General features: G+C 67.5%; 22 protein-coding genes. 7 read left to right on the top strand and 15 right to left on the bottom strand.

From position 1 onward, the window contains the following. From A7D27_RS27975 to A7D27_RS17795, 8 genes are all read right to left on the bottom strand, one after another. Window positions 1-1,083: DUF6531 domain-containing protein (locus A7D27_RS27975; RefSeq protein WP_256557182.1), on the bottom strand; the 1,083-nt coding region annotated here is incomplete at its 3' end. A gap of 617 nt (window positions 1,084-1,700) precedes the next feature. After that, window positions 1,701-3,662, bottom strand: coding sequence for a bifunctional tRNA (5-methylaminomethyl-2-thiouridine)(34)-methyltransferase MnmD/FAD-dependent 5-carboxymethylaminomethyl-2-thiouridine(34) oxidoreductase MnmC (mnmC, locus tag A7D27_RS17825; RefSeq protein WP_069565607.1), 1,962 nt, complete (start codon window positions 3,660-3,662; stop codon window positions 1,701-1,703). 85 nt (window positions 3,663-3,747) lie between these two features. After that, window positions 3,748-4,635, bottom strand: coding sequence for a 3-hydroxyisobutyrate dehydrogenase (mmsB, locus tag A7D27_RS17820; protein WP_069565606.1), 888 nt, complete (start codon window positions 4,633-4,635; stop codon window positions 3,748-3,750). A 31-nt stretch (window positions 4,636-4,666) separates the two neighbouring features. After that, window positions 4,667-5,770 (bottom strand): enoyl-CoA hydratase/isomerase family protein, encoded by a 1,104-nt coding sequence (locus A7D27_RS17815; RefSeq protein ID WP_069565605.1) that lies wholly within the window; start codon window positions 5,768-5,770, stop codon window positions 4,667-4,669. 10 nt (window positions 5,771-5,780) lie between these two features. Further along, a complete protein-coding gene (locus A7D27_RS17810) occupies window positions 5,781-6,599 on the bottom strand; it encodes an enoyl-CoA hydratase (protein ID WP_069565604.1) in 819 nt (272 codons plus the stop codon). Window positions 6,600-6,621: 22 nt separating this feature from the next. After that, window positions 6,622-7,785 (bottom strand): isobutyryl-CoA dehydrogenase, encoded by a 1,164-nt coding sequence (locus tag A7D27_RS17805; RefSeq protein WP_069565603.1) that lies wholly within the window; start codon window positions 7,783-7,785, stop codon window positions 6,622-6,624. A 6-nt stretch (window positions 7,786-7,791) separates the two neighbouring features. Further along, entirely contained in the window at window positions 7,792-9,039 is a 1,248-nt protein-coding gene (locus A7D27_RS17800) for an ABC transporter substrate-binding protein (protein ID WP_069565602.1), read from the bottom strand. A 91-nt stretch (window positions 9,040-9,130) separates the two neighbouring features. Continuing rightward, the gene (locus tag A7D27_RS17795) at window positions 9,131-10,624 is read right to left on the bottom strand and encodes a CoA-acylating methylmalonate-semialdehyde dehydrogenase (protein ID WP_069565601.1); all 1,494 of its coding nucleotides are present in this window, start codon (window positions 10,622-10,624) and stop codon (window positions 9,131-9,133) included. 134 nt (window positions 10,625-10,758) lie between these two features. Between A7D27_RS17795 and A7D27_RS17790 the strand changes: the two genes are divergently transcribed. Together A7D27_RS17790 and A7D27_RS17785 are read left to right on the top strand one after the other, a co-directional pair. Next, window positions 10,759-11,640: an AraC family transcriptional regulator gene (locus A7D27_RS17790; protein WP_069565600.1), complete on the top strand. Its 882-nt coding sequence runs from the start codon at window positions 10,759-10,761 to the stop codon at window positions 11,638-11,640. 79 nt (window positions 11,641-11,719) lie between these two features. Further along, window positions 11,720-12,535 carry a VanW family protein gene (locus tag A7D27_RS17785; protein WP_069563277.1) on the top strand — a complete coding sequence of 272 codons (816 nt, stop codon included), beginning with the start codon at window positions 11,720-11,722 and terminating at the stop codon, window positions 12,533-12,535. Here the strand turns inward: A7D27_RS17785 and A7D27_RS17780 are convergent. The 3 genes from A7D27_RS17780 to A7D27_RS17770 all read right to left on the bottom strand — a co-directional run bounded on the left by A7D27_RS17780 (window position 12,532) and on the right by A7D27_RS17770 (window position 15,619). Continuing rightward, window positions 12,532-13,149 (bottom strand): NAD(P)H-dependent oxidoreductase, encoded by a 618-nt coding sequence (locus tag A7D27_RS17780; protein WP_069563276.1) that lies wholly within the window; start codon window positions 13,147-13,149, stop codon window positions 12,532-12,534. The genes A7D27_RS17785 and A7D27_RS17780 overlap by 4 nt on opposite strands. Continuing rightward, window positions 13,142-14,536 (bottom strand): class II fumarate hydratase, encoded by a 1,395-nt coding sequence (locus tag A7D27_RS17775; RefSeq protein ID WP_069565599.1) that lies wholly within the window; start codon window positions 14,534-14,536, stop codon window positions 13,142-13,144. The genes A7D27_RS17780 and A7D27_RS17775 overlap by 8 nt, the downstream gene beginning before the upstream one ends. A 75-nt stretch (window positions 14,537-14,611) precedes the next feature. Further along, the gene (locus A7D27_RS17770; protein WP_069563274.1) at window positions 14,612-15,619 is read right to left on the bottom strand and encodes a DUF2804 domain-containing protein; all 1,008 of its coding nucleotides are present in this window, start codon (window positions 15,617-15,619) and stop codon (window positions 14,612-14,614) included. 284 nt (window positions 15,620-15,903) lie between these two features. Between A7D27_RS17770 and A7D27_RS17765 the strand changes: the two genes are divergently transcribed. From A7D27_RS17765 to A7D27_RS17755, 3 genes are all read left to right on the top strand, one after another. Next, on the top strand, window positions 15,904-16,413 hold the full coding sequence (locus tag A7D27_RS17765; RefSeq protein WP_069565598.1) for a DUF2059 domain-containing protein: 510 nt from the start codon (window positions 15,904-15,906) through the stop codon (window positions 16,411-16,413). A gap of 12 nt (window positions 16,414-16,425) precedes the next feature. Further along, window positions 16,426-16,731 carry a BolA family transcriptional regulator gene (locus A7D27_RS17760; RefSeq protein WP_044406615.1) on the top strand — a complete coding sequence of 102 codons (306 nt, stop codon included), beginning with the start codon at window positions 16,426-16,428 and terminating at the stop codon, window positions 16,729-16,731. Window positions 16,732-16,874: 143 nt separating this feature from the next. Beyond that, the gene (locus A7D27_RS17755) at window positions 16,875-17,693 is read left to right on the top strand and encodes a shikimate 5-dehydrogenase (RefSeq protein WP_165669312.1); all 819 of its coding nucleotides are present in this window, start codon (window positions 16,875-16,877) and stop codon (window positions 17,691-17,693) included. 15 nt (window positions 17,694-17,708) lie between these two features. On the opposite strand, the gene A7D27_RS17750 is transcribed toward A7D27_RS17755, so the two are convergent. Continuing rightward, entirely contained in the window at window positions 17,709-20,084 is a 2,376-nt protein-coding gene (locus tag A7D27_RS17750; protein ID WP_069565597.1) for an autotransporter outer membrane beta-barrel domain-containing protein, read from the bottom strand. A gap of 379 nt (window positions 20,085-20,463) precedes the next feature. Between A7D27_RS17750 and A7D27_RS17745 the strand changes: the two genes are divergently transcribed. Continuing rightward, window positions 20,464-20,907: a sn-glycerol-3-phosphate transporter gene (locus A7D27_RS17745; RefSeq protein ID WP_069563288.1), complete on the top strand. Its 444-nt coding sequence runs from the start codon at window positions 20,464-20,466 to the stop codon at window positions 20,905-20,907. 4 nt (window positions 20,908-20,911) lie between these two features. Here A7D27_RS17745 and antC read toward each other — a convergent pair whose 3' ends face one another. From antC to antA, 3 genes are read right to left on the bottom strand one after another with little or no spacing between them, the layout of a single operon-like run. After that, window positions 20,912-21,931, bottom strand: a complete 1,020-nt coding sequence (antC, locus tag A7D27_RS17740) for an anthranilate 1,2-dioxygenase electron transfer component AntC (RefSeq protein ID WP_069565596.1) — start codon at window positions 21,929-21,931, stop codon at window positions 20,912-20,914. A 14-nt stretch (window positions 21,932-21,945) separates the two neighbouring features. Continuing rightward, a complete protein-coding gene (gene antB, locus A7D27_RS17735) occupies window positions 21,946-22,437 on the bottom strand; it encodes an anthranilate 1,2-dioxygenase small subunit (RefSeq protein WP_069563270.1) in 492 nt (163 codons plus the stop codon). Next, window positions 22,434-23,828, bottom strand: a complete 1,395-nt coding sequence (antA, locus tag A7D27_RS17730; RefSeq protein ID WP_069565595.1) for an anthranilate 1,2-dioxygenase large subunit — start codon at window positions 23,826-23,828, stop codon at window positions 22,434-22,436. The genes antB and antA overlap by 4 nt, the downstream gene beginning before the upstream one ends. 315 nt (window positions 23,829-24,143) lie before the next feature. On the opposite strand from antA, the gene A7D27_RS17725 reads away from it, so the two are divergent. Continuing rightward, on the top strand, window positions 24,144-25,157 hold the full coding sequence (locus A7D27_RS17725; RefSeq protein ID WP_069563268.1) for an AraC family transcriptional regulator: 1,014 nt from the start codon (window positions 24,144-24,146) through the stop codon (window positions 25,155-25,157). Window positions 25,158-25,280 lie beyond the last annotated feature (123 nt).

Here is a 25,280-nt window from a genome sequence, read left to right as displayed (position 1 = left end):
AATGGCACGGCCCTGGTCGTCGTAGGTCCAGGTGGCGTAGCGGATGCCGCGTTCGTCGGTGATGCCGGTGAGGAGGCGCGATCCTGGGCTGGAGTCGTAGTGATAGATGCGTGTTTTCTGCACGCCTCCCTGTGTCTTTTTCAATTGAGTCAAGCGCTCTTGGGAGTCGTAGACGTAGACGATCTGGAGTGCGTCCGTTGTAAGACTGACAGGTTGCAACTGGCCTAACACCGGCCCGCTGTTGCGGGTAGTGAAACTGAAAGAGTTGCCGTGTTCGTCTTTGACGACGGTTTTAAAACCGTCGTAAGTGAATAGCCATTTTGCCCCCGATACTTCAGTTTGACTGGACAGTCTGCCTTCCTCGTCAAAGAGAAAATGCTCATTTTGGGGCGAAGTGTATTCCCAAAAGCTGGCTTGCATTTTCAAATTTCCGGAATTGCTCTGCTCAGGGGTTGCTTCGTTATTGTTGATCTCAAAGTAATACTCTTTTCCATCTGCGGTTATCACTGTTGCGCTATTTTGTGATTTTCTTAGATGTGTTGAGTAGTTGTGTCTCCAGATTCCGTCTTGGCTGTTGTATGTTCTTTGGAATTGAAGTGGGAATTGCCCTGTAAGTATGAGGTCTGTCTCTATCTGGTACTTGTTTCCTGTAGAGAAATTAATTGGGTTTCCAACCGTTTTGCACGCTTTGGGGCTGTCAGGCTCGCCTTTGTCTTTTGTCAGATCGGGGATGTTGTCTGGCCTGCTACAGCTGGAAGGTGCTTGGGGCGCGTTGGGTTCATACCCTGGGGGGCATACCAATTTTATAGGGGCTGTCATGGGCGAGTGCCCACTGCCGCATTGCGCGTTAGTACTGGGTATACCGTTTATTGTTCCTGAGGTTTGCCACCAACTCCACTCCTTGAAGCTGCATCCGGTCATTCCATAAGCTGCTATCCAGAATCCATAGGCAGCTTTCTGCCACTCAATAGCACTCCTATAGCCGCCGTAGGAAAGCTCTGGCTTTCTAGTGCCCGCATTGGTGAGCGAGATAGTAAGCAGGCATAAACCTGCTGCTGCAATCGCATTCCATGAGCGTTTCATTAAAACTCCTTGTGGTCCTTATTCGCCTTGCCGCCTATTTGGCGTGAATTTATTTGGTACTTCTAACCGATGTCACTTATTTTCGTATCTATAGGGGTGATGAGGCTAGGTGCTTGAAAACCACCGGCAGAACTGGGTCGGGTGTCATTCTGTAGCAAGAGCTCCTGCCTGGTGTGCACCGAAGATATCTTCGGCACGGGTGATTTCGAGGGCAAGTTCTTCGTAAGTGAGTGTGGAGTTGCTGTTGGGTGAATGGAGACTTGAAGCCAGCTCCAACTAGCGGCATCCGTCAGATGCATAGCCAAGGCTATTAATTCAGGCAGATTAAGCCGCCAATTTGAAAGCCACCGAGCTTCTGGATCCTCCGTAGGAGAGCTCAGGTAATCGGGTTTCAGCCTGAAGGTCGGTGAGCGGAAACAGGCCAACCTCCCAGCAACCCACTCCCAGTGATTTCGATCCATGCAACCTCCTTGTGATCCAGGCGAAGCCGCCAAGGCGGGGCCCTGTGTTAGAGCGGCTGGCGGTGGTTCGCATCCCTGCGAACCGTAACTCTACGATTTATCTGGAGAGGGTTCTGTGATGAGCCCCCGCAGGAACCGCGGTGGGCTCTCCCTGAGTCACTGCCCCCTGATCAACCGGCGCAGCAGGAAGCGGTTGGGGTGGCAGGCTTCGGCGACGTCGCGGGGGAGGGGCAGGGGTTCGTCGTCGAGCCAGGCGGCGAGCAGTTCGCCGGCCAGGGGGGCGGTGATCAGGCCGCGGGAGCCGTGGCCGCTGTTGAGGTAGAGCCCGTCGAGCCAGGGGGCGGGGGTGTCGGGCACCTGGCGGGCGTCGCGGGCGAGGACGGCGTAGGCCTCGGCGAAGGCGTCGGCGTCGCACAGCGGGCCCACCAGGGGCAGGTAGTCCGGGGTGGTGCAGCGGAAGGCGGCGCGGCCCTGGAGCTGCGCCGGGTCCAGTTGGTCGGTGTGCAAGCGGGTGCCGAGGTCGGTGGAGATTTCCCGCAGCAGGTCGAGGTTGCCGGCGTGTTCGGCGGTGGTGGGGGCCAGGTCCTGGCTGTGGAAGTCGAAGCTGGCGCCGAGGGTGTGCTCGCCGTGGCGCACCGGGGCGACATAGCCCTCGGCGCAGACCACCGTGGCCAGCGCGGCGCTGGCGGGGGTGGCGGGCAGGCGGGTGATCTGCCCGCGGATGCGCTTGAGCGGCATGCCGGTGGTCTGCGGGAAGCGCAGCACCTCGGCAGCGCCGGCCAGCACCACCACGGGTGCCTCGGCCAGCACGGCGTCACCGGCACGGGCCTGCCAGGTGCCGTCCTGGCGCACCAGTTCCAGGGCTTCCCGGTGCAGGGCGTGTTCGATGCCTGGCTGGGCGGCGAGCCAGCGGCACAGGGCGGGCGGGTGGACCCAGCCGGCCTCGGGGTAGAACAGGCCGCCAGCGGGGAGGGCGATGCCGGCCAGGGCTTGCGCCTCGGCCTGGTCCAGCGTGCGCAGCAGGCCGCTTGGGAAGGCCTGGGCGAGGGCGGCCTGGCGTTCGCGCTCCTTGTCTTCGAAGGCCAGTTGCAGCACGCCGCAGGCTTGCCAGTCCTCATTGGCCTGCAGGTGTTCGAGCAGGCGTCGGGTGTGCCCGAAGCCGCTGACGATGAGCCGCGACAGGGCGGTGCCGTGGGCGGACAGCTTGAGGTAGAGCACGCCTTGCGGGTTGCCGGAGGCTTCCTCGGCCAGGCCAGCGTGGCGCTCCAGCAGGGTGACCTGCCAGCCGCGCGCGGCCAGGCTGGCCGCGCTGGCGCAGCCGGCCAGCCCGCCGCCGATCACCAGTGCCCGGCGCGGGCCCTGGTGGGCCGGCGGGCGGGCGTACCAGGGGCGTTCGGCGGCGACCGGCGCGGCGTTGTAGCGGCCCCGGGTCATGTGCCACTTCTTGCCGAAGCCGGGGGTGCGCTTGATGTCGAAGCCCACCGCCTGGAGGCTGCGACGGACGAAGCCGGCGCTGGTGAAGGTGGCCAGGGTGGCGCCGGGTGCGCTGAGGCGGGCGAGCTGGGTGAACAGCTCGGGCGACCACATCTGCGGGTTCTTGGCTGGTGCGAAACCGTCGAGGAACCAGGCGTCGATGCGCGCGTCCAGCTTTGGCAGGCAATCCAGTGCGTCGCCCACCAGCAGGGTCAGCACCACGCGGCCGCCGTCCAGCAGCAGGCGCTGGAAGCCGGGGTTGATGGCGCGGTATTGCTGCAGCAGTTCATCGCCGAGGGGGGTGAGGGACGGCCAGAGTGCCAGGGCGCGGGCCAGATCGGCATGGGCGAGGGGGAATTTCTCCACGCTGACGAAATGCAGGCGGGCGCTGGACGGGGCCTGCTCGCGGAAAAGCTGCCAGGTGCAGAGGAAGTTCAGGCCGGTGCCGAAACCGGTCTCGCCGATGACCAGGCGACCGCCTTCGGGCAGCGCGGCGAAGCGCTCCGGCAACTGGTTGCCGTCGAGGAAGACATGGCGGGTCTCGGCCATGCCGGACTCGGGGGAGAAGTAGACGTCGCCGAACTCGCGGGACAGTGGCTGACCCTGCTCGTCCCAGTCGAGCAGGGCGTGATGGAAGTCGGACATGGGGCGCCCCGGTTGTAACGAAGCGCGCATGGTAGCCGATCGCATCGGCGCGGTGCGCTGCGGCAGGTCGACGCCTGCCCCGGCCTCACTCCGGGACGAACAGCCGCTGCACCACGGAGAAGTCCTGGCGGCCCTTGCCCTGCTTGAGCAGCAGGCGGTAGAGCTGCAGCGCCAGGGCGCCCATGGGGGTGCTGCTGGCGCTGCGGCCGGCGGCCTCCTGGGCCAGGCCGAGGTCCTTGGCCATCAGCTCGGCCATGAAGCCGCCCTGGTAGCCGTTGCTGGCGGGGGCGTTGGGCATCACCCCCGGCCAGGGGTTGTAGCGCTCCAGCACCCAGTTGCCGCCGGAACTCTGGCGCATGATCTCGGCCAGCACGGCGGGGTCGAGCTGGTTGGCGACGCCGAGAGCCATGGCTTCGGCGGTGGCGATCATCTGCACGGCGAGCACCTGATTGTTGCACACCTTGGCCACCTGGCCGGCACCGGCCGGGCCGGCGTGGAACAGGTTGCGTCCCATCAGCCCCAGCAGCGGACGGGCCCGCTCCAGGGCCTCGGCCTCGCCGCCGATCATGAAGGTGAGGGTGCCGGCGGCGGCGCCGGCGGTGCCGCCGGAGACAGGTGCATCGAGCAGGGCGATGCCCCGTTCACGGGCGGCGGTGTGCACGCGCCGTGCGGCCTCGGGGGCGATGGTGGAGCACTCCAGCACCAGGGTGCCGGCGGGCAGCCCGGCCAGCAGGCCGTCGTCGCCGAGGTAGAGGCTTTCGACGTGGTGGCTGGCGGGCAGCATGCTGACCACCACCTCGGCGCCCTGTACGGCGGCGCGGGCGTCGACGGCGGCCTTGGCCCCTTCGGCCACCAACTGGTCCATGGCGGTGCGGACCAGGTCGAACACCTGCAGCGCATGGCCGCCCTTGATGAGGTTGCGGGCCATGGGCAGACCCATGTTGCCGAGACCGATGAAGGCGATTGTTGTCATTGTCGTGCTCCTTGGGTCGCGTGGAAGGGGGCTAGAGGTCCGCCAGGGGGTGATCACTCTCCCAGGTGGGCTCGAAGTGGGCTTCGATCACGTTGCGCGGCACGCTGTCCACGTTCGGCCAGTGCCAGCGCGGGGCGTTGTCCTTGTCGATCAGGCGGGCGCGCACGCCTTCGGGGAATTCCGGGTGGCGGCAGCAGTTCAGGCTCATGGCGTATTCCATGCGGAACACCTCGGCCAGGGAGCGGTGGCGGGCGCGGCGGATCTGCTCCCAGACCAGGTGCCCGGTGAGCGGGCAGCCGGCGGCCAGGGTGCGGGCGGCGCGGGCCAGCAGGGCGTCCTCGTCGTGCTGCAGGGCGGCGATGGCGTGCCAGGCGGCAGGCAGTTCGGCCACGTCCAGCAGGTCGTCGAGGCGGGCCCGGCGCGGCAGCCACTGGGCCTCGGGCAGGTGCGGGCGGGCGCTGGCTTCCAGGGCCCGCAGCAGGCTGGTGAGCTGGGCGCCGCTGTGTTCGCGCCAGTTGAGCTGGGCGAGGCCGTCCAGCAGGGCCTCCTGCTGCTCGTCCAGCAGGAAGCGGTCGGCCAGGCCCAGGTCCAGCGCATCACGGGCGTTGATGCTGCTGGCGGTGAGGCCGAGGAACAGGCCCAGGCGTCCGGGCAGGCGAGCGAGGAACCAACTGCCGCCGACGTCGGGGTAGAGGCCGATATTCACCTCCGGCATGCCCAGCCGGCTGGAGGGGGTGACGATGCGGATCGCCGCGCCCTGCATCAGGCCCATGCCGCCGCCCAGTACGTGGCCGTGGGCCCAGCAGATGAGCGGCTTGGGGTAGGTGTGCAGGCGGTGGTCGAGGCGGTATTCGTCGGCGAAGAAGCGCGCCGCCAGCGGCGGCACTTCGCCGGGGTGCTCGCGGCAGACTTCCGCCAGCCGGCGTACGTCGCCGCCGGCGCAGAAGGCCTTGGGTCCCCTGCCGCGCAGCAGCACGCAGACCAGGTCCGGGTCGCTGGCCCAGGCGTCGAGGCGGGCCTCCAGCGCTTCGATCATCGGCAGGCTGAGGGCGTTGAGGCTGGCCTCGGCGTCCAGGGTGGCGATGCCGATGCGCGCGCCGTCGCGGCCGTGGCGTTCTTCGAATTTCACGTTCATGGCATGGCTCTCACTGGTTGCGCCACTTGGGTTCGCGCTTTTCGAGGAAGGCGTTGACGCCTTCGCGGGTGTCCTCGGCGTCGAACAGGTCGACGAAGCGCTCGCGCTCCTCGGGCAGCCAGGTGTTCGGGGCGCGTTCGCGGGCGCCCTGGATCAGCGGCTTGATGGTGCGCACCGCCACCGGACTCTGGCGGGCGACCTTGGCTGCCAGCAGCAGGGCGGTGCCACGGGCTTCGCCGCTGTCCACCACCTGCTCCACCAGGCCGATGCGCTGGGCGGTGTCGGCGTCGATGCGCTCGCCGCAGAGGATCATGCGTTTGGCCCAGCCTTCGCCCACCAGCCAGGACAGCGCCTGGGTGCCGCCGGCGCAGGGCAGCAGGCCGACGGCGGCCTCGGGCAGGGCCATCTGTGCATGGCGCTCGGCGATGCGGATGTCGCAGGCCAGGGCGCACTCCAGGCCGCCGCCCATGGCGTAGCCGTTGATGGCGGCGATGGACACGCCACGGAAGTCGCGCAGGGCTTCGAAGGCTTCGCCGAAGCGCCGGGCCATTTCCCGGGCGCGGGCCTTGTCGCCGTCGGCGAACATGTTGAGGTCGGCGCCGGCGCTGAAGAACTTGGGCCCCTGGCCGGTCACCACCAGGGCGTAGATGGCGTCGTCGCGGTTGAGGTGCTCCACCAGTTGCTTGAGGCCGATGAGGGATTCGCGGTCCCAGGTGTTGGCCGGCGGGTTGTTGATGGTGAGCAGGGCGGTGTGGCCGTGCTTCTCCACGGTGAGCTTGTGGGTGAGGTCGAAGACGCCGGTCTTGTAGGGTTCGACTGCGGTGCTCATGTGCATCTCCTTAACGCATTCGTCATGGCAGGCGGTCGAGTGTGCCGCCCTGTTCCAGTAAACGGCGCGCCGTGATGACGCGCATGATCTCGTTGGTGCCTTCGAGGATCTGGTGCACGCGGGTGTCGCGCACCCAGCGCTCCAGAGGGTAGTCGTTCAGATAGCCGTAGCCGCCATGAAGTTGCAGGGCCTGGTTGCACACTTCGAAGCACTGGTCGGTGGCGAAGCGCTTGGCCATGGCGCAGTAGAGGCTGGCCTCGGGGTGACGCTGGTCCAGGCGGTGGGCGGCCAGGCGCACCATCTGCCGGCTGGCGGTGAGGTCGGTGAGCATGTCGGCGAGCTTGAACTGCAGGGCCTGGAAGCTGGCCAGGGGCTTGCCGAACTGCCGGCGCTCCTCGACGTAGCGCAGGCTCTGCTCCAGCGCGGCCTGGGCGGCGCCGAGGGAGCAGCTGGCGATGTTCAGGCGCCCGCCGTCCAGGCCCTTCATGGCGTAGACGAACCCTTCGCCCTCGGGGCCGATGCGGTGGCTGGCGGGGATGCGCACGCCGTCGAAGGTGATGGTGCGGGTGGGCTGGGCGCGCCAGCCCATCTTGTCTTCGTTGCGGCCGTAGCGGATGCCTTCGGCGTCGGCCGGTACCAGGAAGCAGGAGATGCCCTTGGCGCCGTCTTCGCCGGTGCGCGCCATGACGATCAGCACCTGGGTGCTGCCGGCGCCGGAGATGAAGCACTTGCTGCCGTCCAGCACGTAGTGCTCGCCGTCGCGCCGGGCGCGGGTGCGCAGGTGCGCGGCGTCGGAGCCGGCGTCGGGCTCGGTGAGGCAGTAGGAGGCCAGCAGCCGGCCGTCCAGCAGGCCCGGCAGCCACTGGGCCTTGAGCGCGGCGTCGCCGAAGGAGGCGAGCATCCAGGTGGCCATGTTGTGGATGGTGAGGTAGGCGGTGGTGGCCACGCAGCCGGCGGCCAACTGCTCGAAGATCAGCGCGGCGGAGAGCCGCGTGAGCCCGAGGCCGCCGTCGTCCTCGGCGATGTACAGCCCCAGGTAGCCCTGTTCGGCGGCCCGGCGGATGACCTCTACCGGGAAGTGGTGCTCGCGGTCCCAGTCGGCGGCGTGGGGGGCCAGCTCCCGCGCGGCGAAGGCGCGGGCGCTGTCGGTCAGCAGGCGTTGTTCATCGCTGAGGTCGAAATCCATGGCGTCTCACTGCAGGGTCAGGGGTTTGCCGGCGGCCCGCCGTTCGGCCTGCCAGTCGGCTTCGCTGGGAAGCGCGGTGCTGGCGTCGAGGCGGTCGACGATCTCGAAATAGTCCTGCTTGAGCGGGTCCTTGAACACCTCGTCGCGGTGCTTGACCCGGACGGCGTACACCGTCTGCAGGTTCTGGTGGTCGAAGGCGCGCCACTGCTGTTCGCCCTTGAGCAGGCTGTAGCGGTGCCCTTCGAGGGCCTTGATCAGGGCTGCGCTGTCGAGGCTGTTGCTGCGGCGCGCGGCATCGGCCCATTGTTGGACGATGCTGTAGGCCGAGGCGGCGGAGCTGGAGGGGTACAGGCCGTAGCGGGTCTTGAACGCTTCGACGAAGGCCTGGCCGCGTTCGGACTTCTCCAGGGCGGGGACGCGCCAGGTCCAGGGTTCGGTGCCGATCACGCCCTGCATGAGGTCGGGGCCGGCCTGCTCGACGATGCTTTGGGTGAGGTTGGGCGCGACGATCTGCATGCGCTCGGTCAGGCCCAGGTCGCGGGCGATGCGCATGGCGCGCACCAGGTCATCGCCGAACAGCACCAGGGCCAGTACCTGGGCGTCGCTGGCAGCGGCCTGGGCGAGGGCGTCGCGGTAGTCACTGAGGCGGGCGCCGGGGAAGGGCACGCGCACGCCGGGGTGGCCGGCGCTGTCCTGGCTGCCGGTGGCCTGGCGCAGCGAGGCTTCGGTGGTCTGGCCCCAGGTGTAGTCGGCGGTGACGTAGAAGTAGCGTTTGCCGGGCAGGGTCTTGCTCAGGTACTGGCCCAACACGCCGGCGCTCATCCAGGCGTTGTTGCACTCGCGGAACAGGTAGCGGTGGCCGTTCTTGCCGGTGGTGTCGTTGGAGTAGGTGAGGGTGCCGAAATACAGCAGGCCACGCTCGCGGGCCCGTTCGCCGGAGGCGATGGCCACCGCGCTGGAGGCGCCGCCGAAGAGCATGACGGCGCCTTCGTCGGCCAGCTTGTCGACGTTCTTCACGGCCTTTTCCGGGCGTGAGGCGGTGTCCTTGGCGGACAGCCGCAGGGTGCGACCGAGCACGCCGCCCGCTGCGTTGATCTCGTCGATGGCCAGCAACGCGCCTCGCATCTGGGCCAGTCCCTCTTCCTTGTACGAGCCGGTGCGCGGGTAGTTGAGGCCGAGGGTGATGGGCTCGGCAGCCTGCGCACAGGCGGTGATCCCGGCCCAGAGGGCCAGGGTGGCAGTCAAACGGCGCATGGGGGTTCCTCCTTGTTGTTGTGGAGAAACCTTTTACGCCGGTCCCGGGCGGGTTGAGATTCCCTTTTCGTCTAACAGAGCCCCGTCCGGGTCACTTGAGCTGGATGGTCATGTTCGGGCCGCTCACCGGGCTGTCGTCGAACCAGCGGGTGGTGACGGTCTTGGTCTCGGTGTAGAAGCGCACCGCCTGCTTGCCGTAGGCGTGCAGGTCGCCATAGAAGGAGCCCTTCCAGCCGGTGAAGGAGAAGAACGGCAGCGGCACCGGAATGGGGACGTTGATGCCCACCTGGCCCACCTCCACGGCGTGCTGGAAGTGCCGCGCGGCGCCGCCGGAGCGGGTGAACAGGCTGGTGCCGTTGCCGTAGGGGCTGGCGTTGACCAGGGCGATGGCCTCGTCGAGGGTGTCCACCTCCACGCAGGCCAGCACCGGGCCGAAGATTTCCTCGCGGTACAGGCCCATGCGTGGGGTGACGCCGCGGAACAGGGTGGGGCCGAGCCAGTTGCCGTCGGGGTAGCCGGGCACTTCGCAGTGGGACCCATCGAGCAGGCATTCGGCGCCTTCGGCCTTGCCCTCGGCGATCAGCCGCAGCACGCGCTGGCGGGCCTGCTGGCTGATCAGCGGGCCGTAGGCGGCCTGGGGGTCGCTCCAGTGGCCGGGGCGCAGTTGGGCCATCTGCTCGGCCAGTTCGCCGATCCATTCCCGCGCCTGGCCGACGAAGACGGCGACGCTGATGGCCATGCAGCGCTGGCCGGCGGCGCCGCAACTGGCGCCGATGAGGTTGCTCAGGGTCTGTTCCTTGTTGGCGTCGGGGAGGATCACCATGTGGTTCTTGGCCCCGGCGAAGGCCTGCACGCGCTTCATGTGCGCGGTGCCGGTGCGGTATACGTGCTGGCCGACCGGCACCGAGCCGACGAAGGAGATGGCGCGCACCTCGGGGTGGGTGAGCAGGGCATCCACCTGTTCGCGGCCGCCGTGCAGCACCTGCAGCACGCCCTTGGGCGCGCCGGCTTCGAGGAACAGCTCGGCGAGACGGTTGGGGGTCAGCGGGTCCTGCTCGGAGGGCTTGAGGATGAAGGTGTTGCCGCAGGCGATGGCCAGGGGAAACATCCACAGCGGGATCATCGCCGGGAAGTTGAAGGGGGTGATGCCGACGCACACGCCCAGGGGCTGGACCCAGCTGGCGGTGTCGATCTCGCGGGCGACGTTCTCCACCGTCTCGCCCATCATCAGGCTGGCCACGTTGGCGGCGTGCTCGGCCACTTCGATGCCGCGCCAGACGTCGCCCTTGGCGTCGGCGAAGGTCTTGCCGGTCTCGCTGGCCAGCAGCTCGGCCAGCTCGTCGTGGTGCTCCTTGAGCAGGTGCTGGTAACGCAGCATCAGGCGGGCGCGTTCCGGGACGGGGACTTCGCGCCAGGTGAGGAAGGCGTCGCGGGCGCTGGCCACGGCGGCTTCGATCTCCTCGGCGGTGGCGCGGGGCGCCAGTGCCAGCACGGCCTGGGTGGCGGGATCGGTGACTTCGATCAGTTCGCGGGCGCGGCTTTCGCGCCATTGGCCATCGATCAGCTGGGGAATCGTCCTGCTCATGCGTGCCTCCGCCCGTCCTCGGGCCCTTTGTTGTTCTGTGCGTCGTTTATAGCGGGGCTTCGAGCGCTTGTGGATTGACGATCTTGGTGCCGGGATGGACGATCTTGGCATTGCTGGCCACCAGAAGAACAACCATGAGCCGCTCCGTGGAAACCTCCAACTGGCCGCTGCCGGCCGATGGCATCCGCCTGATCACGCCGCCCCGGCTGCGTCGTCTGCTGGCCCGCCATCCCTTGGCAGCCGGCTGCTACCCACTGGCGCTGGGTTATTACCCGGACGCCGCCGGGCACCGCATGTTGCGCCTGGCCCCGGACGACCACCTGTTGATCTACTGCCGTGCCGGGCAAGGCTGGCTGGAGACCGGGGATGGACGATTCGACGTGGCAGGCGGTGACCTGCTGGTGCTGCCCAAGGGCCGCATGCACGCCTATGGCGCCGACCCGCAGCGCCCGTGGAGCATCTACTGGGTGCACTTCGAGGGGGAGCTGGCGGCGGATTTTCTGCGCTTTCTCGGCGAGCCGGGCCTGCGTCGCATCGGTGCCCAGCCGCGCCTGCTGGCAGACTTCGACGGGTTGCTGGGGCTGCGCAAGCAGGGCCTGAACCCCCGGCACCATGTGCATGCGGCTCACCAGTTGCAGGCGCTGCTGACGTCGCTGGCGGTGCTGCCGGCGCGGGGCTTTCTCAAGTCCGGGCGGGTGCTGGACGTGGACGCGGTGCAGGCGGTGATGCGCGCGCACCTGCACGAGCAGTTGAACCTCGACCAGTTGGCCGCACAGTTCAAGCTCTCGCGCTTCCACTTCGCCAAGACCTACCGTGCCCTGACCGGCCACGCGCCGATCCAGGATTTCATCCAGCTGAAGATGGCCCACGCCTGCCGCCTGCTGGACGAGGGCAGCCTGGGGGTGCGGCAGATCGCCGAGCAACTGGGCTACGAGGACGCCTATTACTTCTCCCGCCTGTTCCGCAAGGTGGTGGGTATGGCGCCCAGCCATTACCGGGCGCTGCACCTGGGGTGATGGGCCCTGGGTGTGGCCCGGTGCCTGAAACCGGGCAGGCGGCGCGGCATAATGCGCGCCCCGGCCCCGGACCCTTCCCATGCGCAAACCGCTTTCCCTCTATCACCCCTGGCTTTATGCACTTCGCGTCTGGCAGCGGCGTCTGGTGCGTGCGCTCTACTGGCGCCTGTCGTCCCGGCGCTTGGGGCGGGTGGTGGACGTGCGCCTGCCGTACCGCTACATGCGCCACACCTCCAAGCTGATCCGCCGGCTGGGCGACAGCGACCTGGCGCTGCAGCACAACAAGGTGATCAACCTGCGCCTGGCGGTGGCCTGCATGGACGGCGTGGTGATCGGCCCGGGGGAGTATTTTTCCTTCTGCCAGTTGCTCGGCCGGCCCACGGCGCGGCGTGGGTTCGTCGAGGGCATGGAGCTGTCGTTCGGCGAGGCGCGTTCCGGCATTGGCGGCGGGGTGTGCCAGTTGAGCAACCTGATCCACTGGATGGCGCTGCATTCGCCGCTGCGCGTGGTGGAGCGGGCCAACCACAGTTTCGATCCCTTCCCGGATGAGGGACGGGTGCTGCCGTTCGGCTCCGGGGCGGCGATCTTCTACAACTACATCGACCTGGTGCTGCACAACCCCACCGACCAGGCCTTCCAGTTGTCGCTGAAGGTGGCCGAGCACCAGTTGGAGGGGCTGCTGCTGTGTGCGGCGCCCCGGCCGTTCCGCTACCACGTCTACCAGCGCGGGCACCGCTTCATCCGTGAGGGGGGCGAGGTGTTGCGACTCAACGAGATCTGGCGGGATGTGCGCGAGAAGGGCCAGGAAGGGCGGCTGGTGGCCAGCGAGTGCCTCTATCTCAACCGCGTACGGGTGAAGTACGCGGTGGACGAGGCACTGCTGGAGCCCGGCTAGGGGCGGGAGCCCAGGGTTTCGGCGCGTCGCAGCCAGGCCTGGCGCTGCTCCTCGGTGGAGGTGTGCACCGGGGCGAACTCCGCAAGGTGGCGGGTGCGGATGCCGCAGAAGCCGAGAATGGTGCGCTTCATCTGGCGGTGCCCGGGGGCGCCGTAGACCCAGCGGAAGTACCAGGGCGGCGTGTCGAGGGTCACCAGCAGGTCAGCGGTGCGGCCTTCCAGCAGCTTGTCCCAGTTGCGCGGGCCCCGGTAGCGGAAGGCGAAGCCCGGCAACAGCACACGGTCGAGAAAGCCCTTGAGCAGGGCCGGCACGCCGCCCCACCAGACCGGGTAGACGAACACCAGGTGCTGGGCCCAGTGGATCTGCCGCTGCGCTTCGAGCAGGTCCGGCTCCAGGGGCTGGCTCTGGTCGTAGCCCTGGTGCAGTACCGGGTCGAAGGCCATCTCGCTGAGTTTCAGCACCCGCACCACGTGGCCTTCGCCACGGGCGCCCTGGGCATAGGCGTCGCCCAGGGCGCCGCACAGGCTGTTGTCCTTGGGCGAGCCGAGGATCATCAGGATGCGCTTGCCGTCCCCTTCCAGCGGGGTGGCGCCGTGCTTGGCGGAGTCAACCATGTTGGCCGGCCTCCAGCATGGTTTCCGGGCGCACCCAGGCGTCGAAGTCGGCCTCGCTCACCAGCCCGAGGGCCAAGGCCGCTTCGCGCAGGGTGGTGCCTTCGGCGTAGGCCTTCTTGGCGATCTGCGCGGCCTTGTCGTAGCCGATGTGCGGGTTGAGGGCGGTGACCAGCATCAGACCGCGCTCCAGGTGCTCGGCCATGCGCGCGGCGTCGGGCTCCATGCCGGCCACGCAGTGGCGCTGGAAGTTGCGTGAGCCATCGGCCAGCAGGCGGATGGACTGCAGGATGTTGTGGGCGATCACCGGCTTGAACACGTTGAGCTGCAGGTGCCCGTGGCTGGCGGCGAGGCTGATGGTGGTGTCATTGCCGATCACCTGGCAGGCGAGCATGGAGAGCGCTTCGCACTGGGTCGGGTTGACCTTGCCGGGCATGATCGAGCTGCCTGGCTCGTTGGCCGGCAGCTTGACTTCCGCCAGGCCACCCCGGGGGCCGGAGCCCAGCAGGCGCAGGTCGTTGGCGATCTTCATCAGCGCCACGGCGAGGGTCTTGAGCGCGCCGGAGAGGGCCACCAGCGGCTCATGCCCGGCGAGGGCGGCGAACTTGTTGGGCGCGGAGACGAAGGGCAGCCCGGCCAGCGCCGCCAGTTCCGCCGCCATGGCTTCGGCGAAGCCGTGGGGGGCGTTGAGCCCGGTGCCGACGGCAGTGCCGCCCTGGGCCAGTTGGTAGACCGCCGGCAGCGCAGCGCGGATGGCGCGCTCGGCGTAGTCCAGTTGGGCGACGAAAGCGGACAGTTCCTGGCCGAAGGTGATGGGCGTGGCGTCCATCAGGTGGGTGCGCCCGGTCTTCACCAGGCGGGCATGGCGCGCCGCCTGCTCGGCCAGGCCACCGGTCAGCTCGGCCAGCGCCGGCAGGAGGTCGCGGTGGATGGCCTGGGCCACGGCGATGTGCATGGCGGTGGGGAAGCTGTCGTTGGAGCTCTGGGCGTGGTTGACGTGGTCGTTGGGGTGCACCGGGCTCTTGCCGCCCCGTGGGCCTCCGGCCAGTTCGTTGGCGCGGCCGGCGATCACTTCGTTGACGTTCATGTTGCTCTGGGTGCCGCTGCCGGTCTGCCAGACCACCAGGGGGAACTGGTCGTCGTGCTGGTGGGCGAGGATTTCGTCGGCGGCCTGTTCGATCAGGCGGGCGATGTCCGGGCTGATGCCGCCGTTGCGGCCATTCACCCGGGCGGCGGCCTTTTTCACCAGGGTCAGGGCATGCACCACGGGGAGGGGCATGCGTTCCTCGCCGATGGCGAAGTTTTCCAGCGAGCGCTGGGTCTGGGCGCCCCAATAGGCGTCTTCGGCGACGCTGACGGGGCCCAGGCTGTCGGTTTCGGTTCGGCTCATTGCGTGGCTCCAGGTTCGGTTTTTTCCGCAGTTTAGGCTGCGCCGGAGCCCTTGGGTTCAACGCCTGGGGGTGGATTACCAGCGCGCGCGGGTGTGGCCTACCCAGCCGAGGGCGTTGCCCACGGGCACACGCTCGCCCGTGGGGCCGAGCAGGACCCCGTCGAAGCGTCCGAACCACTGGCGTGTGTCGGCGTAGAGCGGGCCCAGGCGCGGGTTGGCATGGTGCAACTGGCGCGGGGTGAAGGTGAGGCGCACGCGCTCGCAGTCGCTGCCGAGCTGCCAGGGGGACAGCCCGTTTTCCGGGCCTTGCCGGAGGTGCACCGGGCCGTTCAGGCGCGACAGCTCGCCACCGAACCAGAGGGCGTTTTCCGTCTCGCCGCTGGCGTCCGTCCAGCCTGCGCCGAAGTTGCCGGCGATGCCGCCGACGGTGGCGAAGGCGGCGCGGGTCCAGTGGCTGTTCAGCGGCCAGACGCCCCGGCCGAAATCGAGGGCGGCGAAGCTCTGCCCCGGTAGACAGGGATACTGCTGGCGACCCAGGCGCACGCTGCCGGTGACCGGCAGACCGAGCTGGCGGGTGCTGGCGTGGAAGCCGCCGTTGGCGAAGGGGGCGACCAGGTTGACCGAGTCCAGGTGCGCCGGGCGCTGCACGTCGAGGGTTGCCTGCAGCGGCTGGCCGCCGATGTCCGGCACGGCGACGCTGATGCGGGCGCGGCCGGGGAGTTCGTCCACCTCCAGGTGCAGGCGCGGGTGGCTGAAGCCGTGGCTGGCCACCGGTACATCGGGCAGGTGGCAGCCGTGGGCGAGGGCGCGCAGTTGGGAGTGGGTCACGGCGTGGCCGGTTTCCAGGTCGAGGAAGTAGGCGGCGCAGTAGCCGATGTAATCGAGGTCGGCGAGGGTGATGGAGAGCATCCAGCCGGGGGTGGTGATGCACCAGTGGTTCCAGCGCTTGCGCCGGCCGAAGTGCCCGGGGATGGCGCAGTCCAGCCGTGGCCGCTCGGACCAGCCGATGGCCGATGGCTCCAGGCGGCCACGGGCGTCGCACAGGGGCTGTCGTTCGGCGGGGGCCGGGGTGGGGCTGGTCATTCAGGGTCCCTGTGGGTGTCTGTCTTCCGTGGGGCGGGGAACATTACGCGCACACGGCGGCCCAAGCTGGGGTGCCGTTCACGGTGTTGTCATCGGTGGGGCGCAAGGATGCCCAGCGCACTGGCAGCCGGCAAGTGCCCGCGCCGGACCCTGGACGGACGGCACCCCAACCCGCGTTTGGCCGTGATGCACGGCCGCATCCATGGCTTGAGCCCCCAGCGGGCTTGAGCGCAGAATGGCCCGCCCACGGGCTCGGCCCGTACCGCTCATACCAAGGAACCCCAATGACCAAGCTCCGTCTCGTTTGCTCCGCCATCGTGCTGGCCTGTGCCAGCGGCCAGGTGTTCGCCGATGCCGCCAGCCATGCCGCCAACGCCGAGCGTTTCCTCAAGCTTGCCCACGCCGACAAGCTGACCGTGCCGGTGTATGCCCAGGTGCAGCAGATGTTTGCCCAGAACTACCAGAAGGCCAACGCGCCGACTGACAAGAAGGCCACCCTGGAGCGCTACCAGGCCAAGGCCAACGCCGCCCTGGACAAGGCCGTGGGCTGGGACAAGCTGAAGCCGGAGCTGGTGAAGATCTACACCACCAACTTCAGCGAATCCGAGCTGAAGGACCTGATTGCTTTCTACGAGTCGCCCCTGGGCAAGAAGGTGCTGGAGAAGATGCCGTCCCTGACCGCGCAATCCGCCGAGCTGACCCAGTCCCGCCTCGAATCCGCCGTGCCGGAAGTGAACAAGCTGCTGTCGGACATGAACGACGAGCTGGCACCCAAGGATCAGAAGAAGAAGTGATCGGAGCCCGCCATGAGCATGCGTGACCGTATCCTGGCCGCCTTCGCGGCCCTCGAGCCCCAGCACCTCGATGTGCTGGACGAGAGCCATATGCACAGCCGTGGCCAGGAAACCCACTACAAGGCGGTGATCGTCAGCCCGGTATTCGCCGGGTTGAATGCGGTGCGCCGTCACCAGAAGGCCTATGCGGCCCTGGGTGAGCTGATGGGGCAGTTCCACGCCCTGGCCCTGCACACCTACACCCCCGAGGAGTGGGCGCAGCAGGGTGCTGCCCCGGATTCGCCGACCTGCCGTGGCGGCAGCAAGCACGACCACTAAAAGGTCGTTGCAATGAGGCCGGAGGTTTCCCGGAGCGCTCCGCGGGGGCTTCCGGCCTTTGCATTTGGGCGTCGCCCCGGATCGTCAGGGACGGTGCCCGGTTTGCGCACGGTGCCCCGACTTCACTCGAAACAGGAGGCCCCTTGGCCCGAATCCTCAGCAAGGACACCCGGCTGTGCATGTCGCTGTCCGGCCGCCCCGGCAACTTCGGCACGCGCTTCCACAACGCGCTCTACGATCTGCTGGAGCTGGACTACGTCTACAAGGCCTTCACCACCACGGACCTGCCGGCGGCCATCGGCGGCGTGCGGGCGTTGGGCATCCGGGGCTGCGCGGTGTCGATGCCCTTCAAGGAGGCCTGCATCCCCTATCTGGATGCCCTGGACCCGTCGGCGGCGGTCATCGGTTCGGTGAATACCATCGTCAACGACGAGGGCCACCTGACGGGCTACAACACCGACTACCTGGCCGTCGCCAGCCTGGTGCGCAGCCATGCCGTGGACCCGACCTCGACGCTGCTGCTGCGGGGCAGTGGCGGGATGGGCAAGGCCGTGGCCGTTGCCCTGCACGACAGCGGCTTCGCCCGAGGCACCCTGGCGGCCCGCAATGCGGTGTCCGGGCTGGCCCTGGCGCAGGCCTGTGGCTATGACTGGGTGCCTTCGGCGGAGGGCCATGTGGCGCAGGTGCTGGTGAACGTCACGCCGCTGGGCATGGATGGCGGACCGGAGGCCGGTCAGTTGGCGTTCAGCGTCGAGCAGGTGGCGGCGGCCGAAGTGGTCTTCGATGTGGTGGCGGTCCCGGTGGAGACGCCGCTGATCCGCCTGGCCCGTTCCCTGGGCAAGCGGGTGATCAGCGGCGGTGAGGTCATCGTGCTGCAGGCGGTGGAGCAGTTCGTGCTCTATACCGGCGTGCGGCCCACGCCGGAGCAGATCCGCCAGGCGGAAGCGCTGGCCCGCGCCTGAGCGCGGGCCGTTGGCTCAGAAGGCGAGGGCGGCGGTGAGGCCGGCGCTGTTCCACTGGGCGTCGCTGCGCTGGGTACGGCTGAAGCCGGCACCGAGGGTCAGGTCGCCCAGGTCGTAGCGCACGCCGAGGCGGGCTTCGACGGTGTCGCGGCCCTGGCGGACGCCCGGGGTGGTGAAGGCCTCACCACCCACCAGGAAGCGCGCCTGGGTATCGCTGCGGTCACCGATGCCGTCGTGCCAGGCCATCAGCGAGGCCTCCGGCATGAGGCGGCCGCCGGCCAGGGGGAACAGGCCGGCTACACGCAGGCCGGCGCCGACTTCGCCGCTTTCATAGCGCGAGCTTTCCACCTTCAGCGCGGCAGAGGAGCCGTGCTCGCGGTAGCCGTCCAGCTCCACGCGGGTGTAGCGCATGCCGAGGCGGGGCTCCACCAGCAGGCTGTCCAGCTCCAGGCGGTAGCCGCCGATCAGGCTGGTGCCGTACTGCTGGCCGTCCTGGTCGCCGGAGGCGCGGGTGCCGGTGATGTAGCGACGGCTGTCGTGCTCGAACCAGCCCATGGACAGGCTGCCATCCACGAAGTAGGGGCCCCAGCCTTGGTGGGCGTAGAGGCTGACCAGGTGGCCCTTGGTGTCCAGCGTGTTGCCGGTGTGGCTGTCGCTGTTGCCCTGGTAGTGGCTGTAGGCGACGCCGGCGAGGCCTTGGTCACCGAAGGCCTGCTCCAGGCCGAGGGCGATGCCCTGGGTGTCCTGGTCGAAGCCACGGGCACCGTCGCGCTCGCCGGTGTGCCCACGGTTGTCCAGCAGGCTGACCCAGGCACGGGGGCCGCGTGCCGGGTCGCCGGCCGGCTCGTTGCGCTGCTGGGTGGCGCTCTCCAGCAGGCGCAGGCCGGCGATGGGGGCGAGGGCATTGGCGCCGTTGGATTCGGGAGCCAGTTGCTCGGCGATCTCGGCGGTGCGGGTTGCATCGGCAGCGGCCAGGCTGAGGAACACCGGGTCATCTGCAGCTAATGCCGGCATCTGCGCGGAGAAGCTCGCCAGGGCGCGCTGGGCGCGGCGCGAGGCGCCCTGGTTGGCCACCAGGCTGGCGGCGGCAACGCCGCTGAGGGTTTCCACCTCGGCACTGAGCACCTGGCCATCGAAGCTGTGGCTGAGGACGCGCAGCAGGCCGGAGGTGCTTTCTGGAGCGCTGGGGGTGTTGGTCCAGGTGTTGGCGCTGATCAACTGGTAGGTGCGCGGGCCGCTCAGGCTGAAGTCGTTGGGTTTGGGGGTGATCAGGACTCGGCTGCCCTGGCTGTAATCGATTCCCACCAGTCCATTGACCCGGAAGAAGGGGGTGTTCGGGTCGGTGGTATTGCTGAGTACCAGGTTGAGGTCGGCGCTGAGCGTTTCGAAGTCACCGTTCAGGACGGTGCCTGGGTGCAGCAGGGTGAGGGTGCCGCTCTCCACGTCCAGGTAGCGCGAGTTGATCAGGGCACTGTCCAGGGTGACGCCGGCTCCTCCGACTTCTATCAGGCGCATGCCGGTGATGTTGCCGCGAATCTCGCCTCCCTCCAGCCACATGTAGTTGTCGCCTTGGCCCTTGACCGCCACCACGCCGCTGGTGAGGCCGCTCATCTGGGCATAGGTGCTCTCGCGCACGGTGCTGATGTCCACGGCCACATCATCCGAGAGTACGGTGCCGTAGTTGGTCAGCATGTGGTCATCGACGATGCGTGCGGCGGTGGCGCCGGTACCCCGTGCTTCGAGGGTGCCGTGGTTGAGCAGGTTGTTTTGACCAAGGGTCATGCCGGTGCCGAGCGACAAGGCGGTTACGTTGGTGCCATCGGCGAAGATCATGCCCTGGTTGTCTACCAGGCTTATGGTGCTGTCTTCCATTTCAAGGGCAATCGCGCGATTGCCGGTGGCGCGCAGTGTGCCTGTGTTGATCAGGTTTCCGGCGATCACTGCGCCGCTCACGGAAAGGTTGGGAGTGCCGGGGACACGGTCACCGGTCTTTTCGATCAGGCCGTTGTTGATGAAGCTGCCATTGATCCTTCCGGCCAGTGAAACGTTGTAGTCAGCGATATCGTGGCTGACCAGTTGGCCGTTGTTGACCATGTTCCCGGTTACGCGCCCATTTTCCAGGTACAGCGTGCCGTTGATGCCGGTTACACCCAGCCCATTGATGCTCATGTCCGCGTTGTTGACCAGATCACCATTGACCTGGCCTGTCACGTCGATCAGCGACTCCCGGTTGGCGTTGACGCCGCCGGTCAGGGTCAGTCCGTTGTAGGCCCCGGAAAGAGTGGCTGGCGTCGAATTGGTGATATCGACGGTGTCGGCTTGTGCCGCCTGGGTAAGGGTGGCAAGGGTGATGGCAAGTGCGAGGTGATGGCGACGGGCGAGCGGGTGCATCGTGTCAGGCATCCTTGTCTGAGTGGGTGGGTATGCGAAAGGGCGGCGAGCCTATAGATGACCTGTCGAAGGGGTCAAGAACCGTGAAGGCACAGTGATGGCATTTCGTGCGTAGGGTCGCAAAAGCGTTTGGCCCCGGCCCGCTGGGTGCCGAGGTCGTTGCTTTCAGCGTGACTCCGCGCCGTGTGCTCTGCAGCGGGTATCGACTGGTTACTTGTGCGGAACCGGCGCCTTCATCCAGGCGGCAGGATCGGACATCCCTGAGCGAGCCCGTCGCAGGAAGACGCCGCTGGACAGGGATCGTTCAGCTTCGTTCAGGCAGGCTGTCGGGCCTTTTACCTGACCCGAGGTCCTGAACGTCATGATCCGTCGCGGACTCCTGTCCTCGCTCTGCCTGTCGCTGCTGCTGGCCCTGCCGGTGGCGGCCGAGGAGGCCTGGTACCTGCAGACCAGCGTCTACACCCGCCACTTCCATCCGGACCCCGAGCACAACAACCACCAGAACCTCATCGGCCTGGAGTACCAGGCCGATGGTGGTGTGGTGGCGGGTGGGGCGACCTTCCGCAACTCGTTTCGCCAACGCAGCCAGTACGCTTACGTGGGCAAGCGTTTCGACAGTGATGTGGCGCCGGTCTACCTGAAGGTGACTGGCGGGCTGCTGCAGGGTTACCGCGGTGAGTACCGCGACAAGATCCCGCTCAACCGCTTCGGTGTGGCGCCGGTGCTGATCCCGTCCCTCGGGGCCCGCCTGGGCCCCGTGGGCGCTGAGCTGGTGCTGCTGGGCAACTCGGCGATGATGGTGAACCTCGGGGTCTACCTCTAGCGGCTCAGGTGCCGCTGTCGAGGAACTTCTCCAGGTACAGCCGCGTCTGGCCCAGCGCGTTGGACTCCAACCAGGCCTTGACCGCATCGACCATGGGCGGTGGCCCGCACACATAGAGGTCGAAGGCCTGTTCCCGCAATGCATCGGCGTCCAGCTGCTCGGGCACGTAGCCCCGCGCGCCGCTCCAGTCGGCTTCGCCGGGTTCGCTGACCACCGGTGTGAAGCGAAAGCCGGGCAGACGCTCGGCGTAGCTTTCGATCCGCGCGTGCTCGCACAGGTCTGCCGCCTGACGAACGCCATGCAGCAGGTGGATGGGCTGCTGGCAGCCCTGCTCGGCCAGGGTATCGAGCATGCCGAGGAAGGCCGAGAGCCCCGTCCCGCCCGCCGCCATGACCACCGGGCGCTCCACCTGGCGCAGGTAGAAGGCTCCGAGCGGGCTTTCCAGTTGAAGTACATCCCCGATCTTACAGCGCTCGCGCAGGTAGTCGCTCATCACTCCCTGGGGCAGCAGGCGGATGAGGAACTGCAGGCGGTTGTGCGGGTTGGGACGGTTTGCAAACGAGTACGCACGGTGTGCTTCGGTGCCGGGCACCTGCAGACGGGCGTACTGGCCGGGCAGGTAGTCCAGCGGGGTGCCTTCGGCCTCGACCTCCAGGATTGCTGCGGCCGACGACACCCGTTGCAGGGCGGTGACCCGCGCTTCACGCTGGGTCAGCGGGGCGGCGTTGCACAGGCTGGCGTCGAAATCGAAGCGGAAGGTGGCATCGGACTGCACCCGCGTCTGGCAGGCCAGGATATGGCGCTCGGCCAGTTCCTCGGGCGACAGGGCTTCTTCGTCAGCGTAGTCGAGGCTGTACTGGCCCGATTCGCAAAGCCCCCGGCAGGTGCCGCAGACGCCTTCGCGGCAGTCGAGGGGCAGGGTGAGGCCGTGGCGCAGAGCGGCGTCCAGCAGGCGCTCGTTGCCCTGCACGGTGAGGAACTGGGTTGTGCCATCGGCAAAGCTGAGGGCGACCTTGTGATCCATGGCGTGAGTCCGGTTCAGAGGTGATAGAAGTCGAGCACGGCGTTGATCCGGTCGTTCAGCAACAGGATGTGCTTGCGGGTGATCAGCCAGCTGTCGCCATGGGGCTTGAGCCGGTAGGTGGCGTGGCCGAAGAACTGCCCGCTCTCACCCAGGCGATGGAACAGGGTGTGCCAGTTGACCCGCACCTCCAGTTGGTCATCGGCCTGCTCGGCGATGCGCACGTTGCTGATGTTGTGCAGGGTGCGCGGCATGGGCACGGTGGATGCGGCCTTGCCGGTGCGGATGCGGAACACCCGGTCTTCCAGCCCGGCGCGGCTGGCGTAGTAGATCAGCGACATTTCGCGCTTGGGGTCGCGGGTGTAGACGTGCTCCGAGTCCCATTGCGGCAGGTGGAACTCGCACTGCTCGTCGAACAGCGCCAGGTAGGCGTCCCAGTCCTGGGCGTCGCACAGTTCGCAGGCGCGGTAGAGGAACTGCTCGATCCGGTGCTGCAGCGGCGCGTTCATTCGGTCACCTCCTTGGGGTGCAGGGCCTTGCGCTCCAGCCCGTCGAGGAGGAAGCGCTGCCAGTGGCGGTGCTGGTTGACGTAGAGGCCTTCGTGGGTGCACTCCACACCGGTCATCAGCGGGGCGATGCCGAGGATCTCGCTGTTGCGGGTGGCTCCGGTGGCCCAGCGCGGGTGGCCCCGGGAGATGTCGCTCCAGCGCTCCAGGCGCCCCTGGAAGCCCCGCTGTTGTTCGCGGAATTCCACCAGGTCGTCGGGTGTGCCCATGCCGGAGACGTTGAAGAAGTCCTCGAACTGGCGGATGCGGCTCTCGCGGTCGGCGTCCGACTCGCCCTTGACGCCGATGCACTGGCTGATGATCTCGGTCTTGTTCCAGGCCAGCGGCCGCACGATGCGCAACTGGGAGCTGATCTGGTCCATGAAGAACAGGCTGGGGTAGATGTTCAGGTTGCGCAGGCGGTGCATCATCCACTCGGCCTTGGCCTGGCCGTAGGCCTCCACCAGGCGCGGCATCACGCTGGAGTAGCCGGGGCGCACGCTGGGGTTGGGCATGTCGCTGAACAGCACGCTGTGGCCGTTGTGGAAGGAGAACCAGCCGTCGTCGGTCTCGGCGTCGCCGGCACCGAGCTTGCTGTAGTCGAGGGTGGCGCTGGCGGTCCCTTGTGCGGCGTCCACCTGCTGGCGGTGCTGCACGGTGGCGACGTAGTTGTAGTGCACGGTGCTCACGTGATAACCGTCGAGGCCGTTCTCGTTCTGCAGCTTCCAGTTGCCATCGAAGGTGTAGCTGGAGCGGCCGGGCAGCACCTCCAGCTCACCGGTGGGGGACTGGGCCACCATCATGTCGAAGAACACCCGCGCATCGCCGAGGAAGTCCTCCAGGCGGTCGCTGCCTTGGGTGTCGAGGCTGACGAAGACGAAGCCCTTGTAGCTCTCGATGCGGGCCTTGCGCAGGCCGCGGGTGGTCTTGTCGAAGCATTCGGAGTATTCGCCGGGCGCCTTCACCTTCAGCAGGCGACCGTCGTTCTTGTAGCACCAGGCGTGGAAGGGGCAGGTGAAGGTGGACTGGTTGCCCTTGCCGACACGGGTGAGGGTGGCGCCGCGGTGCTGGCAGGCGTTGACCAGGGCGTGCAACTGCCCGCTGGCGTCGCGGGTGACGATCAGCGGCTGGCGGCCGGCCTGCAGGGTGATGAAGTCGTTGGCGTTGGCGATCTCGCTCTCATGGCAGGCGTAGATCCAGTTGCGCTCGAAGATCAGCTCCATCTCCAGGTCGAACAGCTCTGGCTCGGTGAACATGTCCCGGGCGATGCGGAACACGCCGTCCTGCGGGCGGAAGTCCAGGCAGCCGGTTATGAAGGCCTTCCAATCGTCGAGGCTTCTTGTCGTGATGGGCATGAGGGGCTCCAGGCGGTGACTCGGTGGAGCTCATTAGGAGATGGCTGAGGGGTGGGGGTCTATCCGTTTAGTGGGCGAACACTCGCCGGAAAATCCGTACCTCGACGGGGCATGGGGTAACGCACGGGCGCTATTGGGGTAACGCTTATTGTGCTGGATCAAGGCGTTTGTCCGCTTTGTCTATCCGGAAAGTTGAAGAGGTCTGTCCTATAAGTTCGATTACGGGCTGTGGGACGACCGTGGCATGTTGCTTGCCTTGAACCTGGTAATGCGCCGTCAGAGCGCGCTTCCATAAACCCTGCTGGGTGCCGTGTGATGAACCTGAAAGAATCCCCTCGTTGTCGGGGCCTGCTCGCCGATCGTTTCGACCTGGCGGGGGCCCGCGCCTGGATGGCGGCCATCTGCGGGCCGCATCGATTGGACGCTGCGCGTCCGGAGCGCATCCGCTTCCACCACAGTGGCAATGTCCTGCCCACCAGCGCCATTACCCTCGGCCATGTGGAGTACGGCACCGACGTCACCATTGGCGTCGGCGAGGAAGCCATCCTCGACTGCTACAGCCTCAGCCTGCCTCTGGGCGGCGAGCAGGAGCTGGACCTCGCCGGTCGTCGCCTGCGCTCGGACCCCGGGCTCGGCCTGGTACTGTCGCCCGACCAGAGCCAGCGGCTGACCATCGCCGGCAACTGCCGCAAGCTGCAGGTGGCCATCCCGCGACGGGCACTGATGGAGGTGTTGGAGGCGCTGCTGGAGCGCAGCGTCGTCCAGCCGTTGCACTTCGAGCCACAGATGGATGCAATCGACGGGGCGACGGGTGCCTGGTGGCGCATGGCCCGCCATCTCACCGATGAGCTGGCACGGGGCGCGGCACTCTACGGCCAGGGGCTGTTTTCCCGGGACCTGGAGAGCGCCTTCATCAAGGGCCTGCTGCTGGCCCAGCCGAACAGCTACAGTGATGAACTGCGGGCCCGACAGGCCCTGCAGTTGCCGCACTACCTGATCCGGGCGCGGGACTACATGCGTACTCACGCCAGGGAGAACCTCTGCCTGGAAGACATCGAACGCGCTGCCGGCGTGTCGCGCTTCAAGCTGTTCGAAGGGTTCCGTCGGCACTTCGGGGTGTCGCCCATGGCCTTCCTCAAGCGCCACCGGCTGCTGGCGGTGCGCCAGGCGCTCCTGGACGATCACAGTCCGCGCAATATCTCGGCCATCGCCATGGCCTGGGGCTTCACCCACCTGGGGCGTTTCTCCTGCGAGTACCGCAAGCTCTTCGGCGAGCCGCCCAGCGCCACCCTTCAGCGCCAGGCGGCGCAGCGCGACGCCTCCTGCTGAGAGGGGGCGTCCGTCCGTCTGTTTAATTCGAGCCGTCACCCGGTCGTCATCAGCGTGTCACGGGCTGAGGACGACCATGCCCCGACCCCGCCACCATTAGGACCCGTCCCATGGCGACGGACG

The sequence above is a fragment of the Pseudomonas sp. 1D4 genome (assembly GCF_001728925.1).
In the GTDB taxonomy this organism is placed as follows: domain Bacteria; phylum Pseudomonadota; class Gammaproteobacteria; order Pseudomonadales; family Pseudomonadaceae; genus Metapseudomonas; species Metapseudomonas otitidis.
Note: the sequence above shows the minus strand (reverse complement) of the source record. Positions and strands in the feature narration are given on the sequence as shown.

Excerpts from the sequence above, each read along its gene's own strand:
- antA (WP_069565595.1), bottom strand. The coding sequence starts at position 23,828 with ATGCCCATCACGACAAGAAGCCTCGACGATTGGAAGGCCTTCATAACC.
- antB (WP_069563270.1), bottom strand. The coding sequence starts at position 22,437 with ATGAACGCGCCGCTGCAGCACCGGATCGAGCAGTTCCTCTACCGCGCC.
- A7D27_RS17725 (WP_069563268.1), top strand. The coding sequence starts at position 24,144 with ATGAACCTGAAAGAATCCCCTCGTTGTCGGGGCCTGCTCGCCGATCGT.
- A7D27_RS17760 (WP_044406615.1), top strand. The coding sequence starts at position 16,426 with ATGAGCATGCGTGACCGTATCCTGGCCGCCTTCGCGGCCCTCGAGCCC.
- A7D27_RS17770 (WP_069563274.1), bottom strand. The coding sequence starts at position 15,619 with ATGACCAGCCCCACCCCGGCCCCCGCCGAACGACAGCCCCTGTGCGAC.
- A7D27_RS17815 (WP_069565605.1), bottom strand. The coding sequence starts at position 5,770 with ATGAACGTGAAATTCGAAGAACGCCACGGCCGCGACGGCGCGCGCATC.
- mnmC (WP_069565607.1), bottom strand. The coding sequence starts at position 3,662 with ATGTCCGACTTCCATCACGCCCTGCTCGACTGGGACGAGCAGGGTCAG.
- A7D27_RS17800 (WP_069565602.1), bottom strand. The coding sequence starts at position 9,039 with ATGCGCCGTTTGACTGCCACCCTGGCCCTCTGGGCCGGGATCACCGCC.
- A7D27_RS17795 (WP_069565601.1), bottom strand. The coding sequence starts at position 10,624 with ATGAGCAGGACGATTCCCCAGCTGATCGATGGCCAATGGCGCGAAAGC.
- A7D27_RS17775 (WP_069565599.1), bottom strand. The coding sequence starts at position 14,536 with ATGAGCCGAACCGAAACCGACAGCCTGGGCCCCGTCAGCGTCGCCGAA.
- A7D27_RS17785 (WP_069563277.1), top strand. The coding sequence starts at position 11,720 with ATGCGCAAACCGCTTTCCCTCTATCACCCCTGGCTTTATGCACTTCGC.
- A7D27_RS17750 (WP_069565597.1), bottom strand. The coding sequence starts at position 20,084 with ATGCACCCGCTCGCCCGTCGCCATCACCTCGCACTTGCCATCACCCTT.
- A7D27_RS17810 (WP_069565604.1), bottom strand. The coding sequence starts at position 6,599 with ATGAGCACCGCAGTCGAACCCTACAAGACCGGCGTCTTCGACCTCACC.
- mmsB (WP_069565606.1), bottom strand. The coding sequence starts at position 4,635 with ATGACAACAATCGCCTTCATCGGTCTCGGCAACATGGGTCTGCCCATG.
- A7D27_RS17805 (WP_069565603.1), bottom strand. The coding sequence starts at position 7,785 with ATGGATTTCGACCTCAGCGATGAACAACGCCTGCTGACCGACAGCGCC.
- A7D27_RS17790 (WP_069565600.1), top strand. The coding sequence starts at position 10,759 with ATGAGCCGCTCCGTGGAAACCTCCAACTGGCCGCTGCCGGCCGATGGC.
- antC (WP_069565596.1), bottom strand. The coding sequence starts at position 21,931 with ATGGATCACAAGGTCGCCCTCAGCTTTGCCGATGGCACAACCCAGTTC.
- A7D27_RS17780 (WP_069563276.1), bottom strand. The coding sequence starts at position 13,149 with ATGGTTGACTCCGCCAAGCACGGCGCCACCCCGCTGGAAGGGGACGGC.
- A7D27_RS17765 (WP_069565598.1), top strand. The coding sequence starts at position 15,904 with ATGACCAAGCTCCGTCTCGTTTGCTCCGCCATCGTGCTGGCCTGTGCC.